Raw genomic sequence first — 17,513 nt, 5'->3', positions numbered from 1 at the left:
TATAAATGGAAACCGAATATATACATGATGATTTTAATGATTTATTTGAAAGTCTTGTAAGAACAGAAGATTTAAAACTTCCTTTCACTGTTAAGACAGATATTATAAATGATTTCAAGAATAAATGTGAAATTTATTTTAATGCCTTGAATGATTATATAGAAGATAATGACAATGAATTATCTCGGAGATTGAGATCTAAACTGGATAGAATAACAAGAATATACTTTGGCGTTGTGAGTTCTTTAGAGTATTTTTTGTCAGGTGATATCAAATCCTCATATGATACTTTCGACAGAACATTTTCTGAACGATACACAGCTAACTATATCCAAAAAATATCGATCCCCTTAGAGAATATTTGCAATTCTTCAAGGCCTTTATTCAGGGTTAGAAAATCTGATACAGCAGTAAAAAATAGAAATGAAATCTTTCATATACCATTCTCTAAGAGGCACCTGGTAAACGCTCAAAGATACTCGGTTGCTGGCCTACCCTGTTTATATTTAGGCTCATCCCTATATGTATGTTGGCTTGAAATGGATAAACCTGATTTTGATAAGTTATATATATCCTCTTTTATATCCAGTGAAGAGAGTTCCAAAATATTAGATTTCAGCTCGGAAATTCTCTACTCACGTTTCTATGGTAAGACTGATAATGACAAAATGTCGTATATCACAAAGATGTCTTACATTTGTTTAATGCCACTCATTTACGCTTGTAGTTTTGCAAAGATTAATGGCAGCACCTCATTCACTCAGGAATATATAATTCCAAATTTATTAATGCAATGGATTAGCCGCAGAAATAAATCAAACATTGTCGGAATTGCATACAGATCGACAAGAATGATTAAAACAAACCATGGAGAAAAATCTATTAACGTTGTTCTTCCTCCTAAAGTTACATATCAGCAAACCATAACAAAAGATTTTTGTCCTAAGCTAGTAAAAATGTTCAAGCTTACTCCCCCCGTTTCATGGCAGGTACTAAAAACTTTAGATTACTCCTTTGAACCAAGTGAAGATGATGGTGTTAAGTCTGCCTCAAGATTCTTAAGAACGAAAGAGCGTATATCAGGTATGCAAAGTTTTGATGACAACATTGTCAATCTTTATCCTTTGACTGATTTCTATAGGTTAGAGAAGTGTATGGACAACCTTCTTGAATACGATTCAATCAAAGATAAGAAATGATGGCGGCAATTTGGCGACAGGGCATTAAAAAAGCGTAAAACGAACAAATACAAAATAATACTAAGGCATTGTTTTAAAACATAACTTGCTGTTTTTACTATAGTATAAATGGTATGTAGAAATTTCGGACGCGGGTTCAACTCCCGCCAGCTCCACCAAAATTCTCCATCGGTGATTACCAGAGTCATCCGATGAAGTCCTGAAAGCCCGCACGGCGCAAGCCCTGCGGGCTTTTTTGTGCCCTCAATTTGTCCCGCGAAGTCTGATGCCAACTAATTAAATCCGAACCTTTTAGGCACCTTGTTAGGCACCTCATAAAGCTTTATTGTTTTTGAGGTGACTAAAACTATGGAAACCCGGCATGGCAAGACAAACCAAACCTCTCTCCGTTAAGGAAATCGAATCAGCCAAACCCAAGGAAGCGGACTATGTGCTCTATGATGGCGATGACCTTGAGCTAACGATCAAATCCAGCGGGAGTAAAATCTGGCAATTTCGCTACATTCGCCCCGTCACCAAGAAGCGAGCGAAAAAGAGCATTGGCTCCTACCCGTCAGTTACGCTTGCCGATGCCAGAAACTATCGGGCAGAGTCTCGCTCTCTCCTGGCGAAACAAATTGACCCTCAGGAACATCAGCAAGAACAATTTCGCAGTTCGCTGGAAGCTAAAACCAATATTTTCCAACTCGTAGTTGAACGATGGTGGAATGTGAAGAAAGCCAACGTGACAGAGGACTATGAATCGCCATACATTCGCCAGTCACTTTATGATGAATGGCGGGAACATATTGTGTTCTACATGATGTGTTAGGCCATGCCAATATAAAAATGACGATGGTTTACACTCACTTTGCGCTCGACTATCTGGAATATGCCGGAACTGAAAATCCCTTAGCTAATTTAAATTATACTCGGAGTAGTTAGGATGGATCTAAGCATTATGGAATTACTAAAAAACTTTTCCCCTTTGCTTCCAGTGATAGTATCAATCATTGGGTTGAGGGCGGGATGGATATATAGAAGGGACAAAGTCTTTAACTCCAGAAAAGCGATTAGCGAGTTCGCATACAGTCTCTATAAAAACACAAGCGACGAAAATTATAAGCGAATTGCTGAAGAATACGGCATTTCAGCATTAACAAAAGATTCAAATCTGACACCAGAACAGAGGAGAATACTTTTGCGGTCCAAAGATCCAGTAACAGATATTGATAATTACAGTAAGTGTCAAAAGCTTTTGTATGTTAGTGATAACTCAACAATATTTCAGTGGACTAAAAAAAGATATAGTTTTTGGATTTGGCGAAAAGCCGTAGAAATAGTTAGCCTCATCATTTATTTTATGAGCGGCTTTGTAGTTGCAATGCCGTTCATGTATAGCACAATGCTCAGCAGTGGTTTGGTTGAAAAAATAAACGAGTCATCAACTATGCTTAAATTTGGTTTGGCTGCATACTGTGTATTAATGGGAATCAGTACAGGTCTGTTTTTCTTACATAAACTTTCGACCATAAACATCGCAGAAAAGACCATCAAATCTAACCGATAATGCCTCATAGTGTGTCAGAAACTTGGCGACGAAATGGCGGCAGAGCTTTAAAAAAGCGTAAAACGAACGAATATGGAATAATACTAACTCCCTATTTTATACGTAACACACTGATTTAATTATACTAAAAGTGAAATATAGAAATTTCGGACGCGGGTTCAACTCCCGCCAGCTCCACCAAAATTCTCCATCGGTGATTACCAGAGTCATCCGATGAAGTACTGGAAGCCCGCACGGCGTAAGCCCTGCGGGCTTTTTTGTGCCTGAGCAACTTTTCCTGTCCCAAAAACACACCTGTTCAATATGCAACCAACCTCAAAATCTCTTCATCTTATTTATCGCGACTAAAGCACCGCTCGCACGCCAGCGCCAGCACCATCAGCGCCGTCTCGTCCTCCTGCGGCGATAGAATCTCCATCCCCACCGGCAGCCCATTAACGTTCACGCCGCACGGCAACGTTATTGCAGGCAGACCACTGATGGCGGCAAGCTCCGGCGCACACCCGGGCGGCATCTTCGCCATGCTGTCCGGTAGACGCTGTACGGTGGGATATAAAAAGCCATCGATGCGCTGCTCCGCCGCTACCTGGCACAGGCTCTGGCGCAACAGGCGCTGAAGGCGCCGTCCCGCCAGCCAGAGCGGGGTTTTCAGCGTATCGCAGGCCAGCATCTGCTTCAGAAACGGCGCGAACTCGGGCAGGAAAGCGCCGGAGGCCACAATTTCCGCGAGCCCTGATGGCGCACCCGGCTGTTTAGCGAGCCAGCGGTCAAACGCAACGCGAAATTCATACAGGCTCAGGCACGTCGCCTGCCTTACGTCGTCCAGCAAAGGTAGTGATACCTCCACCAGCGTCGCCCCGGCGCGGCTCAGCGCGTGTAGCGCCGCCTGCCACACCGCCAGCTGTGCTTCATCCTCTCCCTGTAGCGCGGTAACCACACCGAACCGGGCGCCGTTCAGCGGGCGCGCCGGTAGGGTTACCGGAGAAAATCCGTGGATGACCGCATGCAGCAGCGCGGCATCTTCAACGCTATGTACCATTGGCCCGACGGTGTCTTTGCTCGGCGACAGCGGCGCAACGCCGTCTAGCTGCGCCCGGCGAAATGCGGGCCGAAGCCCTACCAGCCCGGTATAGCTACAGGGAATGCGGATGGAGCCGCCGGTATCGGTGCCCAGCGCGCCATCGGCCATTCCGGCCGCGACCGCGGCGGCGCAGCCTCCGCTGGAGCCTCCGGCCGTCACCGACGGCCAAAGCGGATTCGCTACGTCTCCACCCAGCGAGCTTCGCGATCGCACGTCAAAGGCAAACTCGGACATATTGGCCCTGGCGAGAATAATCGCCCCGGCCCGGCGCAGCCGCTGTACGACAAGCGCATCCGATGTCGCACCGAGCGAGGCCAGCGCGCGGCAGCCAAGGGTAACCGGCATCGGCGCGCAGGCGATATTATCTTTAACGATCAGCGGAACGCCGTGCAAAGGGCCAACCTGCACGCCGCGCCGACGCAGCTGCTGATACCGTTGCGCCTGAGAGATGGCGTCAGGGTTAACGCCGAGGATCGCGTTGAGCGCACGGTGTCGCTGGATGGTTTCAAGACGGCGGGCGATCTCTTCCGGAACGTCGTCTGGCGGTAGCAGGCGCTTCATAGCCTCAGGTTCTCCCAGCTAAAACCGGGCAGAAAGCTGCCCGGCGTATCGTTTAGTCCCGCATGCCGCTGGTAATGGCGTCGATGTCCTGCGGACGCAGGCGGATTTCTGCCGCCCGTCGGTGCCCCTGCATGCCTTCCGTACGGCTCTGGCGGATCGCCGGCTCCGCAATCGCCGGGATGCCCTGCTCGTCAATCCACTGATGGGTACAGATTTTGACGTACGCCCCCACCCACAGCCCGCCGGTATAACGTGCCGCCGCCATCGTCGGTAGCGTATGGTTAGTGCCGCAACATTTATCGGAGAACACCACGCTGGCGTTCTGGCCGATAAACAACGAGCCATAGTTGCGGATCTTCGCAGCCGTGGCGTGCGGATCGCGGGTATGAACCTGCAAATGCTCCGTCGCCATCCGGTCGGCAAAGGCAATCAGCTGCGCTTCATCTTCGCAAAGCACAATCTCCCCCTGCCGGCGCCACGCTTCGCCAGCCGTTGCCGCCGTTGGCAGGCTGGCGAGCTGACGCTCAACTTCCGCCAGGGTACGCGTTGCAATATCCCTGCTGGTCGTCGCCAGCCCAACGCGGGTGTGAATATCGTGCTCCGCCTGCGCCAGCATATCGGCGGCAAGAATACGCGGGTCGGCGCTGTCGTCAGCGATGGTGAAAATCTCGCTCGGCCCGGCGAGCGCGTCAATGCCGACTTTACCAAACACCTGGCGCTTCGCTTCGTTAACGAAGGCGTTGCCGGGTCCAACAATTTTGTCCACCGACGGAATACTGTCCGTTCCCCAGGCCATTGCCGCAATAGCCTGCGCGCCGCCCACTTTGAAAATGCGATGCGCCCCCGCCAGGTGGCAGACCGCGATCATCGCCGGATGCGCGCCCGGCGGCAGGCAGGCGATAATCTGCTCGCAGCCCGCGACCGTCGCAGGCACGATCGACATCACGGGCGCGGAGAGAATCGGATAACGCCCTCCCGGCACGTAGCAGCCCACCGTCTGCACCGGGATGATCCGGTGACCAAGATGCACGCCGGGCAGCGTCTCTACCTCCAGCGGCTGCATGGTCGCCAGCTGCGCCTGTGCAAAACGACGCACCTGACTAATGGCGAACTCGCTGTCGCGACGCGTCCGGTCATCCATCCCTTCCAGCGCTTCGGCGATCTCCCGCTCGCTCACCTCAAACTGCGCCGGCACGACGTTATCAAACTGCTGCGAGAAGTCTCTCAGCGCCGCGTCGCCCTCGGTTTTGACGCGTTCGATAATGGCGCTGACCTTATCGGTCAGCGAACGGTCGGCCTGTGCATCCTGCCCCTGCGGGCGCTTAATCCAGCTCACCTGATTGCTCATTTACGCATCCTCCATCTGGCCGAGTTTGATTTGCGCCAGCAGCGCAAGGTGGTCATAAACGATCCACTCGTCGACAATTTTTCCGTTAACGATATGGTAGTGCGACATGCCCATCACGAACAGGCGTTCTCCGGTAGGCCTGCCCAGCTCTCCGTAGCCCAGATGATGGCCCTCGATAATCCAGCGAACCGCCACCTTCACGCCGCCTTCGTCGCAGGGGTTAGAGCAGATATGCTGCGGCAGCCACGCGCCGTCAGGGATCATCCCTACCAGCGCCAGCGTCTGGTGCGTCACCGCCGCCGTGCCGTACAGCTCCTTCATCAGCGGCCCGTGCCACTGCACGTTCGGCGCGTAAACCTCTTTGATCTTGCCGAACATACGGCGATTATAAATTTCGTGCAGCCAGCGCAGGCACTGCTCTTCCGTATCGGTGTGCGCAAGCGAAACATCGCATTCCATCTCCGGCGGATACTGCCCCAGCATGCGGCCATTTTCGCCGATGTCCATAACGCGGAAGCCTTTATCAAACTGCTCTTTCGCCATATCAAACGCGATGCGATCGGTATCCAGGCCGAGCTGCTTCATCAACGACATGTTGTCGCTGACCACCCACTCCCGGTAAATTTTGTTTTCGTGGATCATACAATCCGCCACGGTACGGGTTACGAAGGTGCGGTTTGTCGGCTTGCCTAAATGGCTGTGCTGGGTATGCCGCCCGCTTCCCGTCACCAGGTGAGAGGTATAAAAACCGTCCACATCATTCCCGTTCCAGATAACCTGGGTGGCCATGCCCCGCCGCTCCGGGAAGGCAATTAAGCGTTGCAGCGTATCCTGAACGACCTGCTCGCGGTTATATAATGTGCCCAGCGCGTTATACAGTACGCAGTTATGGGTATAGTGGGAATAAATTAAGCCGACGTCGCGCTCGTCCCATATTTTATGGGTGCAGCGAACGATATAATCGACAATATCGGTGTAGCAGTCATCAAAGCCGCGTAACGACTGTACGCGCGGGCGTTTTTCCGGTACCAGGTCGACAAAATCTCGACGTTCAACCTGTAATACCGGCTCGTCTTTTAACGCTTTCACGCTGTTTTTTTCGGGTACGGCTGGTGCTTTATTTGTTGCTTCAGTTGAAGACATATAAACTCCTGCTCTGTTTTCAGACAATAAAAACCCGCACCCGTAAGTGAGGGTGAATTAAACGCGAAAAGTAGTGGCAGCCAGAATAAGGGCGCTGCCGCCCCTGTTAATTAAAGAGTTGCGACCAAATCGCTAATTCATCAATACCCAGATATTCCCGGAAAATTAATCCATCGCGTAATTCAAGCTGGCTGATGCCGGTTACGGAAACGGGTTTACGGGTTGGTGCGCCAAATTTGCCGTAACCGTCATGCCAGGTTAATAACGACCAGCGCAAGGAAAGCCGGACTGGCTCGTTGGGATCCTTACGCACGATCAGGTGATGAAGCTGCGTCTCGCTGTCGGCAAATGAGGCGCGGTAGCCGGAAAGCTGTGCGCCAATGTCCTGTTCCCCGGTACAGATGCAGTGGCCGGGCGCGTACAGCGTCGCCGCAGGATGATATAAACCGGGCACCACGCCGCTGTTGCCGCCCGCCCACATCGTCAGATAGCGCTCCACCACGCCTGCCAGCGCCCCTTCCACATCATCGCCGTCAGGCCCGCCCGCCCAGCGGGCGTCCAGCGTCTCGGCAGACACCGACTCCACCCCAAGCTGCTGACGCATGCTCGCGAGGTTAAAGGCAAACTCGCGGATATCCAGCCCCAGCTGCGCCACGATTGCCGCGCGATCCTGGAGCAACCACTCCTGGCGCACGGCACCGTCGACGCAAAGGCGATCGGCCCACGTGCGTACCCAGACGTTTTTACCGGTCGGGGGGCCAAAAAACCCCTCGCCCTGGTGCTGGATCCGGGCAACGGTGCGCTGCGCGGCGTAGTGCTCCTCGCCCGGATTCTGGCTGCACAGGATATCCTCGGTCAGCACCGTGCGCTGCGGGAAGCTGTGCATCGCCTCAAGCGTAAGGCGCATAAACTGGGGAAGCTCGTGCAGCTGTTTTTCAGGGGTGGTAAAGACCACCGGGGTGGCGTAAAAATCCGCCAGCTGTCCGATATCCTTCTGCTCCCACACCACATGCGTGAGCGTCAAAATGAACTGCTGGAGAGTGTCGAACTGTGGGCTGAAGCCCCGCAATCTGGTCATTTGCGCTCCTTTAACTGGTAAAGCGTAACCCCATTGGTTTCGATAACGCCGCTGCGCGGACGGCGCGCCGAGTGGCGTATCACCAGCGTGCCGGGCACCGTAATCTGTTCAGGCTCGATGGTTCCGCTGTCAATTTGCTTCATCAACAGGTCCACCGTGGCGTCCACCATCGCGCCTACCGGCTGTGATGCCGAGGTGAGCGCATAGGAGGGCCAGCCGGAAGGGCCGATGTCGTCATACCCGACAACGGATACCTCCTCCGGAACGCGCAGCCCAAACTCGTAGCGCGCCACGTCCATCACCGTGACGGCCATATGGTCGTTAGCCACGAAGACGGCATCGGGCGCAGGCGACGCCGAAAACAGGGCGTAGGCTGCCCGGGTCGTTTGTTGGACATCGTAATTGCCGTGCACTACCCGCACGTCGGTAATGCCGTGTTCTTCCAGCGTGGTGATAAACCCGCGCTGGCGGGCAATATTGACCGGGGAATCCGCCACGCCGCCCACATAGGCAAAACGCTGATGCTCGCCCGCCAGCAAAAACTCGGCAATCTGCCGCGCCGCCGCTTCGTTATTGCTGTTTACGCTGGAGGCCATTCCACTCTCTTCGCTGCGGTTAAACAGCACCACCGGTATTCCGGCAGCCAGGCACTCTTCGGACAGCTCCAGCGACAGCGTCACCGAGGCCAGCACAATGCCATCTACCCGGTACTGCATGATCTGGTCAAAAATACGGTCGACGTTGCCTTCACGGTCGCCGACAAACAGCAGCAGGTGATAGTTCAGCGTGTCCAGTTTTTGTGCCAGCGCCTCCAGCACCTGCGAGTAAAAGGGGTTGTCAAAGTAGGAGATCACCACGCCGATAATGCGCGAACGCGCCGTGTTGAGCGAACGGGCTATCGCATTCGGGCGATACCCTAGCTCCCGCGCCGCCTTCAGCACTTTTTCACGCGTCGCCGGCGAAATACTGGCTCCCGGCGTAAACGTTCGCGACACTGCGGATTGCGATACGCCCGCCAGCTGCGCGACCTGCTGGGATGTGACTGCTGCAAAAGTCTTACGTTTCATTACCCCTGATTCCTTATCAACGCCCCACCCTTTCCGGCCTGTTCAAACGCCTCAGCGAGTGGGTGTTTTTTATACTTACACCACCTTTGCATGCGTATGCAACACAAAAAATTAAAATTCTCACAACAAGATCGAGATCACTTTACAAAAATGAAACCTTCTCGTAACTTCAATTCTTGAATACGTATGCAAAGCGTTTTTATACCGTCATGGTACCGGAGAGAACAGGAGTCGCCCAAAGGACTGAACCGGTAAACGTCGTACTTGGCTGGTGATAACCCATTACTTTTTAAGAGGTTCAGAACCATGTTGCGAGCACTGTTACGCCGTCGGGAAGCCCGGCTCTTTTTCATTATCAGCATTCTGTTCTTCATCTGTATTCACAGCATTGATGCCTTTCTGGCACCCATGATGATCAACCAGGGTATAGAGCCACAGATCATGGGGATCGTCATGGGCGCCTCCGGGCTGGCAACCCTGCTTATACGCTTCCCGCTCGGCATTATTTCCGACGTGGTAAAGAGCCGCAGGATATTTATCCAGATTGGTCTGGTGCTGCCGATTATCGCCTGGCCAATTGCCTGGCTTGAGCCCAACGCCATCACGCTGTATATAGCGAAAGCGGCCGACGGCGTCACGGCGGCGACCTGGGTGCTGTACAACATCCTGTTTATGCGCTATTTCGAACGCGACGAAGCCCCTGCCGCCGTCGCGCTGCTGGCGCTGGCCGGCCCCGTCGGCGTGTTTCTCGGCAACTGCATTGGCGCGGTGCTGATTCACTACTTTGCGAACAATATCGCCTTCTTCGTCTCCTGCATTTCTGCCCTGGTCGCGCTGATCCTGACGACCCGTATCCAGGACGTGCACGACCCGGTGCAGGCCCCCACGCTTAAGGCCTGCATCACCGGCGCGCGCCAGCAGCTGGCCGACCGTTCCGTCTGGCTGCTCGGCATTCTGGCAACCGTCGTGATCCTGGTTCCCTTCGCCACCCGCGACACGCTGACGCCGGTCTACGCCGAACAGCTCGGCGCCCGGGCGGGGATCCTCGCGGTGCTCGGAAACATCCACCTTCTGTTTTACGGGCTGGCTATCGCCCTGTGCAGCTCGGTGTTTTATCAGCGCCTTGGTCTGGTTAAAACCGCCGTGCTCGGCATCGTCTTACAGGTGGTCTCCACCTTCGGCATCCCCTTCACCAGCAATATGTACGTCATTTACCTGTGGCAGGCGCTGGCAGGCTTTTCGTTCGGCATGGCCTTTGCCGCCTTTATGTCGCTTAGCGTGGTGAATACGACCTCCGACGAGCAATCCACGCGGATGGGGTTATTCCAGACCATCTATTCCTGCGGCATGTTTGTCGGGCCGGTGATGATGGGCGTCATGATGCAGCATATTAACCTGTCGTCCGGTTATATATTAATTGCCGCCCTTTCCGTTATTGCCGCCATTGCCACACCGCTGTCCGTCCGCTGGGTATATACCCGCAAGGCACAAAAATCGACCCGGTTATTAAAAAACGGCGCGTACGCAGCCGCACCGGATCGATAACGCATTCTGAATATAAATAACCTATCCCGGCTCGCCGGGAGGGCATCTGTCATCTGAAAAAGGTAAGGAGTTACGCGTGTCGTGGAAATTGAAAAGCGGTAAATCTACCGAAGAACGCCAGCAGGCCAGCCAGCAAATAAGAGAAACGGTTGAACACATACTTGCAGATATAGAAAAGCGCGGGAATAAAGCCATCCGCGAATTATCGATTAAATTCGATCGCTATGACCGTCAGGATTATCGCCTGACGCCAGCGGAGATTGACCGCTGCATTAAGCAGCTAAGCCGCCAGGATATTCAGGATATTGAATTCGCCCAGCAGCAGGTGGCGAATTTTGCCCGCGCGCAGAAAGCGTGTTTGCGGGATCTGGAAATTGAAACGCGCCCCGGCGTTATTCTCGGGCATAAAAATATTCCGATTAACGCCGTAGGGTGTTATGTGCCCGGCGGAAAATATCCTCTGCTCGCCTCCGCCCACATGTCGATCATCACCGCCAGCGTGGCGGGATGCTCACGGATCGTCAGCTGTGCCCCGCCGTTTAACGGCGAGCCTGCTCCCGCCATCGTCGCGGCACAAAAAATGGCCGGAGCAACGGAAATTTATGCCCTGGGGGGCATTCAGGCGATTGGCGCAATGGCGCTGGGCACCGGCTCGCTGGCGCCGGTCGATATGCTGGTGGGCCCCGGCAACGCCTTCGTCGCGGAGGCCAAGCGCCAGCTGTTTGGCCGGGTAGGTATCGATCTGTTTGCCGGTCCGACGGAAACGCTGGTGATCGCCGATGAAACCGTTGATGCGGAAATGTGCGCCACGGACCTGCTGGGCCAGGCGGAACACGGCGTCACCACGCCCGCCATCCTGCTGACGAACTCGCTTCAGCTTGCGAAAGAGACGCTCGGCGAAGTGGAACGGCTGCTGGAAAAACTCCCTACCGCCGACATCGCCCGCCAGTCGTGGCGGGACTATGGCGAAATTATCGTGTGCGAGAGCTACGACGAGATGCTGGTGGAGGCGGATCGTATTGCTTCCGAACACGTTCAGGTCATGACCGACCGGGACGACTGGTTCCTTGCCAGCCTGACCAACTATGGCGCGCTGTTCCTCGGCCCGCGCACCAACGTTGCCTATGGCGATAAGGTGATCGGCACCAACCACACGCTGCCGACGCAAAAAGCCGCGCGCTACACCGGCGGGCTGTGGGTCGGCAAATTCATGAAAACCTGCACCTTCCAGAAAGTCCTTAGCGACGAAGCGACCGCCGAAATCGGCAGCTATTGCTCACGCCTGTCGCTGCTGGAAGGGTTCGCCGGTCATGCCGAGCAGGCCAACATTCGCGTGCGCCGTTACGGCCAGACCGAGGTGCCCTACGCCGCGCCTGCCCCGGTGCGGGAAAAGGTGTAATTCATGACGCTACCGCAAACGCCTTCTTTTTACCTGCACGGCAAACGCGCGCTGGTCACCGGCGGCTCCAGAGGGATTGGCTTTGCCGCCGCCGTTGCGCTCGCGCAGGCGGGCGCAGAGGTATGGATTGCCGCCCGGGATCGTGACGCGCTGGCGAGCGCCGCTGGCCTGGCCGCCGGACACCGGCTCACGCTTCAGACGGTAGCGCTGGATATCACCCAACCCCATGACGTGGAGCGCGCGCTGGCAAACCTGCCGGATCTCGACATTCTGGTGAACAGCGCCGGGCTGGCGCGCCACCAGCCATTTCTTGAGGTCAGCGAGGAAAATTTTGATGCGGTGATGGCGCTCAATCTGCGCGCCACCTTTTTTGTCAGCCAGCGCGTCGCCGGGCGAATGCGGGCGGGCAATAAAGGCGGGTCGATCGTTCACGTCTCTTCGCAAATGGGGCACGTGGGCGGCCCCGGACGCAGCGTGTATTGCGCCTCAAAGTTCGCCCTTGAAGGGCTAACCCGAACCATGGCGCTGGAGCTGGGTGAGGCGGGGATTCGGGTAAATACGCTCTGCCCGACCTTTATTGAAACCGACCTTTCCCGTTCGTCGCTGGCCGATCCGGCGTTTCGCCACTACGTGCTGGAGAACATCAAGCTGCGCCGGCTGGGCAGGCTTGAGGACATTATGGGCCCGGTGGTCTTTCTCGCCTCTGATGCCGCCGCGCTGATCACCGGCAGCGCGCTGATGGTTGACGGCGGCTGGACGGCAACGTGAGGGATAAGATGGCACTTCCGCTTCTCGATAACACCGACCTGCCGCTGGTGCTGCTCGGCGGCACGCTCTGTAACGCCCGCCTCTGGCAGCCCGTCATTGAGCGGCTGAACGTTCCGGCGGTGCTGTGCGTCACGCTGACGGGAGCAGAGTCCGCGCGGCAGGCGTCACGCCGGCTGTTAACCGTGCTGCCGCCGCGCTTCCTGCTGGCCGGGTTTTCTCTCGGCGCGATTGTCGCGCTGCAAATTGCCGCCGACGCGCCAGAAAGGCTAAAGGGGCTGGCATTGATGTCCGCCAATCCCCTCGCCGATCCGCCGGAAAATGCCGCGCCGCGGCGGGAAGCGGTACGCGCCGCCCGGTCGCAGGGCGTGGCTGAGTGGCTGGCGTCGTCCCTGTGGCGAAGCTATGTCGCCCCGTCACGCCTGCACGACCGCGCTCTGCGGGAGGTTATCTGCCGGATGGCGGAGGAGTGCGGTATCACCACCTTCGCAGAGCAGACGGAAATAGCCATTCACCGGCAGGATAACAGGGCAGCGTTTAACGCCCTCTCCTGCCCCACCCTACTTATCAACGGGGCGCAGGACGCGATCTGCACGCCCCAACATCACCAGTTACTGGCGGCAGGCAACGCGGACGCGACGTGGTACACGGTGGAGACCGGCGGGCATTTTATACCGCTGGAAACACCGGACGAGGTTGCCCCGCCGCTGCGTCAGTGGATAACGGAGTGCATACAGTGCGCAACAACAGACTAAAGACCGCAGTACGGGAAAATACCCCGATCGTTAACGGCTGGCTGGCGATCCCCTCCGGCTATAGCGCGGAAATCATCGGCCACCAGGGCTACGACGCCGTCACCGTCGATTTGCAGCACGGTATGATCGATTTTGCCAGCGCGCTGACGATGCTTCAGGCGCTTTCAGCCACCCCAGCCGTGCCGCTGGTGCGCGTTGCGGATAACGATCCGGCGCAAATCATGCGCGTGCTGGACGCAGGGGCCTACGGCGTGATCTGCCCGATGATCTCCAGCGCGGAGGAGGCCCGTCGCTTCGTCGCCGCGTGCCGCTATCCGCCGCTGGGCTTTCGCTCTTTTGGCCCTGCGCGAGGGCTGCTCTACGGCGGAAGCGATTATCCCCGGCACGCCAACGACGAGATCCTGACCCTGGCGATGATCGAAACCCGCGAGGGGCTGGCAAACCTTGACGCAATCCTCGACACCGACGGGCTGGACGGCGTGTTTATTGGCCCCAACGATCTCTCCCTGACGCTGACGGGCAGCGCCAGCGCTGAATCCCGGCACCCTGAAATGGTTGCCGCCGTTGAGCGGGTGGTTGACCGCTGCCGCCGGCAGCAAAAAATTGCCGGGATTTTCTGTACCTCCGGCACCGCCGCCGCGGCGCGTATTGCGCAGGGGTTCCGGTTTGTCACGCCCGCAAACGACGTCATGCAGCTGGGCCGCGCCTCGCGTGAGGCCATTGCCCTCGCGCGCGGCAACGCTATCCCCGCCACCGGCGCGTCCGGTTATTAACAGGAGAAAAGATGAAAACCATTACGCTAACCCAGAGCCAGGCGCGAAGCCGGTTAATTGCCCCCGAGGATATGGTTTCCTGCAACCTTGCGTTTATTGATTGCAGGCTGCCCGGTTCGCACCTCAAGCAGAACTATTCGTTCATCGGCCCCGGCGTCACGCAGTCCAGCGAGCAGGTGGTGAATATTCCCGAGCCGCACGGCTTTAACATCGGCGCGGCGGCGATGCCGAAAGGGGTGACCAATAACCTGCATCTGCATTTTACGGCGGAAGTATTTTTGATCCACGAAGGGACGTGGCGCTTTCGCTGGGGCGCCAGCGGTGAACATGAAGCGGAATTTAGCGCACCGGCCATCCTCTCCATCCCGACCTGGATCTTCCGCGGCTTCACCAACGTCAGTAAAGAAGACACCAGCGGAATGGTGTTTACCGTGCTCGGCGGGGACAACACGGGCGGCATCATATGGCACCCTTCAGTGCTCGCGGCCGCCAGCGAGTACGGTATGTATTTGAGCAAAGATAACATGCTGATTGCGCAGGAGGCAGGCGACCCGCCGCCCGAACCCGCCACGCTGCTGACGCCGCTGTCAGCAGACTACGTCGCCGGGCTTCGCGATTACAGCGTTGAGGAGATGCGCCAGCGGGCGGTAACCGGTGATGACCGCTGCTGGTCAGCGCGCGGGCTGCTGGACTCCGCGCTGCCCGGGCACGGCGGCGAAATCGCGCCGGTCATCGGTTTCGGCATTTCACAGGATCGGAATGCCGCTCCCGCCATCACCAGCCCGCACGGCTTTTCCGTCGAATGGCTGCGCCTTGCCGATAATCACGTTGTGGGCCGACACCTGTGCCCGGATATTCAGGTGATCATGGTCTTTAAAGGCCAGCTGGAGGTGATCTGGAACGAGGCGGGCGAAGAGGTGAGCGTCATCGCCCCGGAGCGCTCGGTGATCTCTGTTCCGGCAAACAGCTGGCGTCGCTATCGCGCGACGGGCAGCGACGCCGAATTTATTCTCACCACCCGCGGCGACCAGCGGAAGCGCCTTTACTGGGACGAGGAGATCCTGCACCAGGCCAGAAAGTATAACCGCTGTCTCGATCCTGATGGCTACGTGGCCGATGCCGACATCCTGCCGGCCACGGCCCGTCGGGCCGGTGCGATACTGGAAAAATGGCAGGCGGATGCCTGACCGGGCCTATGCCCGCAATCATGATAATGGCGCAGGCCTGGCTGCGCCACCGTGTTTATCCACGCACCGTCCCTTCCCATACGTCAAAAATTATCCGGCCATCCCCTTCTCCAGAACGGTGATATTTCTTCCCGCAACGTTTTCCACCGTGAAATTATCCACATACAACAAAATGAGTTTCAGCCCTCTGCCGCTTTCAGCCAGAAGGCAGGCGTCGAACGACGCGTCGTTACGTGCCGCCTCAAGGCGTTCAGCGGGAAAGGCATCGCCGTCGTCGGTAAAACGCAGCGTCGCGCCCGTGGCGGTAGCGATGAACTCCACGGTGAAGCAACGTTTCGGATCCTCGCGTAGCCCATGGCGAATAATGTTGGTTGCCGTTTCACAGGCGGCGAGATCGAACGCAAAGCGCCATTCGTCGCTGACGGGCAGCGGCGCCATCTGATGCGCAAGCCACGCCGCAAGCGGCGAGACCGACGTTAACGTGGCCGGAAGCGAGATGTCGTTAGCCACGGTCAGCTCACCGACCCAGCTGCGCGAGTGCCGTCGCACGATCGGGGCAAATGCGAAATATTCGATCCATCCGGGTCAGGGTAAACATGTTGCTTATGCCGGGGTTCAGGGCGCACAGCATCATTTCACCTTTACCGTTCATCATCTTCAGCAGGGAAACCAGCGCGCCAAGGCCGCTGCTGTCGATGAAATCGATTTTGCTGAAATCGACAATCAGGGCTTTACGATCTTCCCCAATCTCCCTGGCAATGGCTTCCTTAAACCCTGCCGCCACCGAGGCGTCCAGCCGGCGCACCGACGGCGTCATAATGTTTACGTCGCTCAGCCGGTCTGTATCAATGTTCATCGTTTACTCCTGTACGCTCAATCACTAATAAGGAAACATCGTCGGCCATGGCCTGTTGTTCACGGCATTCTCCGCTCCGCCAGCGGATAAGATGCTGCGCAAACTGCGGTAAAAGCCGATCCAGCGCGAGCGTGGCGTCATTCTGGAGCCAACGCTGCAAACGAGCCTGACCGAACTGTTCGTTGTCAGGATTTTCACACTCGGTAATGCCATCGCTAAACAGGCAGAGGCGCTCTCCCGCCGCCAGCGAGAAGCTCACGTCCGTCCAGCTGAGATCCGGCATCAATCCTACTGGCGCACCGCCTTCACCGACCGTCCTGACCTCGCCGCCGGGGCTCACAATGAAGGGGGTAGGATGCCCGGCCTGACAGAGCTTACCTTCACCCGTCGCCAGGTCGATAACGCCGTAGATCATGGTGAAATAGCTCACTATCTCGGCCTCTTCGCTGCAAAAGCGACCGTTCAGGATGCGAACCACTTCCGCGGGAGACGCAACATCGCTCTCGTCCGCAAAAAGAAAACGCTCCACCGCCCTGCCGTGCAGAAACTGACGGGCTACGGCAAGAGACATCATCGCCGCCCCCACGCCGTGCCCTGAGACATCAACACAGTAGAATCCCAGATGGTTGTCCAGCGGGAACACATTGAAAATATCGCCCGATACCCAGGCTGACGGCAAAAAAATCCAGTCGGCAAAGTAATCCCGGTAGCGCAGCTGATGCGCAGGCAGAACCGACTGCTGGATGCGCGCCGCCACCTCGAGATCCTGCTCTATCTGCCTTAAGGCCTCGCTGAGATGGGCGTTGCGCGCAGCGAGAGTGGCTTCCAGGGACAGCACGCGGGCTCCCGCGTGCAGTCTCGCCCGCAGCTCACTCTGCTCAACCGGCTTGCTGAGGAAATCATCCGCACCGGCATCAAACCCCACCGTCAGATCGCCCGGCTCCTCGCGGGCCGTAAGCAAAATTAAGTACACATAATGCCCGAACTGGCGGCGACGGATCTCCCGACACAGCGTCAGGCCATCCATCTCCGGCATCTCCCAGTCGCTAATCACCAGGCTGACGGGCTGGCTTTCAAGGATCTCAAGCGCGGCGACGCCATTCTCCGCCTCGCTGACGGTATACCCCCACTGCGTCAGCATTCGGCTAAGCAGGCGACGATACACCAGTGAATCTTCTACAATCAGGACGTGCTGCGACCCCATACG

16 protein-coding genes and 2 pseudogenes are annotated in these 17,513 nt (G+C 56.4%); 10 read left to right on the top strand and 8 right to left on the bottom strand.

Annotated elements, in window-relative coordinates; translation table 11 throughout:
• The first annotated feature begins 5 nt into the window (after positions 1–5).
• The 4 genes and pseudogenes from MOQ06_RS04310 to MOQ06_RS04295 all read left to right on the top strand — a co-directional run bounded on the left by MOQ06_RS04310 (position 6) and on the right by MOQ06_RS04295 (position 2,748).
• Positions 6–1,199 (top strand): hypothetical protein, encoded by a 1,194-nt coding sequence (locus MOQ06_RS04310; RefSeq protein WP_046888468.1) that lies wholly within the window; start codon positions 6–8, stop codon positions 1,197–1,199.
• 361 nt (positions 1,200–1,560) lie between these two features.
• Positions 1,561–1,938, top strand: a pseudogene (locus MOQ06_RS04305) (integrase arm-type DNA-binding domain-containing protein); the annotation flags it as partial.
• Positions 1,928–2,123 (top strand): annotated as a pseudogene (locus tag MOQ06_RS04300) (tyrosine-type recombinase/integrase); the annotation flags it as partial. The pseudogenes MOQ06_RS04305 and MOQ06_RS04300, both read left to right, overlap by 11 nt.
• Positions 2,124–2,139: 16 nt before the next feature.
• Positions 2,140–2,748 (top strand): hypothetical protein, encoded by a 609-nt coding sequence (locus tag MOQ06_RS04295; RefSeq protein WP_242171437.1) that lies wholly within the window; start codon positions 2,140–2,142, stop codon positions 2,746–2,748.
• A 331-nt stretch (positions 2,749–3,079) separates the two neighbouring features.
• On the opposite strand, the gene MOQ06_RS04290 is transcribed toward MOQ06_RS04295, so the two are convergent.
• From MOQ06_RS04290 to MOQ06_RS04270, 5 genes are all read right to left on the bottom strand, one after another.
• A complete protein-coding gene (locus MOQ06_RS04290) occupies positions 3,080–4,390 on the bottom strand; it encodes an amidase family protein (protein WP_242171432.1) in 1,311 nt (436 codons plus the stop codon).
• Between the two features lie 52 nt (positions 4,391–4,442).
• Complete coding sequence (gene hisD, locus MOQ06_RS04285) at positions 4,443–5,738, bottom strand: histidinol dehydrogenase (protein ID WP_193356653.1); 1,296 nt, start codon at positions 5,736–5,738, stop codon at positions 4,443–4,445.
• Complete coding sequence (locus tag MOQ06_RS04280) at positions 5,739–6,881, bottom strand: ester cyclase (protein WP_242171430.1); 1,143 nt, start codon at positions 6,879–6,881, stop codon at positions 5,739–5,741.
• 106 nt (positions 6,882–6,987) lie between these two features.
• The gene (locus tag MOQ06_RS04275) at positions 6,988–7,959 is read right to left on the bottom strand and encodes a nuclear transport factor 2 family protein (RefSeq protein WP_242171420.1); all 972 of its coding nucleotides are present in this window, start codon (positions 7,957–7,959) and stop codon (positions 6,988–6,990) included.
• Positions 7,956–9,026 (bottom strand): LacI family DNA-binding transcriptional regulator, encoded by a 1,071-nt coding sequence (locus MOQ06_RS04270; RefSeq protein WP_242171418.1) that lies wholly within the window; start codon positions 9,024–9,026, stop codon positions 7,956–7,958. Before MOQ06_RS04270 ends, MOQ06_RS04275 begins: the two co-directional genes overlap by 4 nt.
• A 306-nt stretch (positions 9,027–9,332) precedes the next feature.
• Here MOQ06_RS04270 and MOQ06_RS04265 point away from each other — a divergent pair, with 306 nt between their 5' ends.
• The 6 genes from MOQ06_RS04265 (at position 9,333) to MOQ06_RS04240 (ending at position 15,450) form a co-directional block, all read left to right on the top strand.
• Positions 9,333–10,571, top strand: coding sequence for an MFS transporter (locus tag MOQ06_RS04265; RefSeq protein WP_242171407.1), 1,239 nt, complete (start codon positions 9,333–9,335; stop codon positions 10,569–10,571).
• 76 nt (positions 10,572–10,647) lie between these two features.
• A complete protein-coding gene (hisD, locus tag MOQ06_RS04260) occupies positions 10,648–11,970 on the top strand; it encodes a histidinol dehydrogenase (protein WP_176609693.1) in 1,323 nt (440 codons plus the stop codon).
• Positions 11,971–11,973: 3 nt separating this feature from the next.
• Positions 11,974–12,738, top strand: coding sequence for an SDR family oxidoreductase (locus tag MOQ06_RS04255; RefSeq protein ID WP_242171404.1), 765 nt, complete (start codon positions 11,974–11,976; stop codon positions 12,736–12,738).
• Between the two features lie 8 nt (positions 12,739–12,746).
• Positions 12,747–13,490 carry an alpha/beta hydrolase gene (locus MOQ06_RS04250; RefSeq protein ID WP_242171395.1) on the top strand — a complete coding sequence of 248 codons (744 nt, stop codon included), beginning with the start codon at positions 12,747–12,749 and terminating at the stop codon, positions 13,488–13,490.
• Entirely contained in the window at positions 13,472–14,263 is a 792-nt protein-coding gene (locus MOQ06_RS04245; protein WP_176609690.1) for an aldolase/citrate lyase family protein, read from the top strand. Before MOQ06_RS04250 ends, MOQ06_RS04245 begins: the two co-directional genes overlap by 19 nt.
• Before the next feature lie 11 nt (positions 14,264–14,274).
• Complete coding sequence (locus tag MOQ06_RS04240; RefSeq protein WP_176609689.1) at positions 14,275–15,450, top strand: cupin; 1,176 nt, start codon at positions 14,275–14,277, stop codon at positions 15,448–15,450.
• 90 nt (positions 15,451–15,540) lie between these two features.
• Here the strand turns inward: MOQ06_RS04240 and MOQ06_RS04235 are convergent, their stop codons facing one another.
• From MOQ06_RS04235 to MOQ06_RS04225, 3 genes are read right to left on the bottom strand one after another with little or no spacing between them, the layout of a single operon-like run.
• A complete protein-coding gene (locus tag MOQ06_RS04235) occupies positions 15,541–15,960 on the bottom strand; it encodes an ATP-binding protein (protein WP_267591100.1) in 420 nt (139 codons plus the stop codon).
• A 7-nt stretch (positions 15,961–15,967) separates the two neighbouring features.
• A complete protein-coding gene (locus MOQ06_RS04230; protein WP_242171393.1) occupies positions 15,968–16,306 on the bottom strand; it encodes an STAS domain-containing protein in 339 nt (112 codons plus the stop codon).
• The gene (locus MOQ06_RS04225) at positions 16,296–17,510 is read right to left on the bottom strand and encodes a SpoIIE family protein phosphatase (RefSeq protein ID WP_242171389.1); all 1,215 of its coding nucleotides are present in this window, start codon (positions 17,508–17,510) and stop codon (positions 16,296–16,298) included. The genes MOQ06_RS04230 and MOQ06_RS04225 overlap by 11 nt, the downstream gene beginning before the upstream one ends.
• Between the last annotated feature and the right edge of the window lie 3 nt (positions 17,511–17,513).

Origin of the sequence: Enterobacter sp. I4 (assembly GCF_022669095.1) — a bacterium.
Taxonomy (GTDB): Bacteria; Pseudomonadota; Gammaproteobacteria; order Enterobacterales; family Enterobacteriaceae; genus Enterobacter; species Enterobacter pasteurii.
This window is presented reverse-complemented; position numbering and strand designations above follow the sequence as displayed.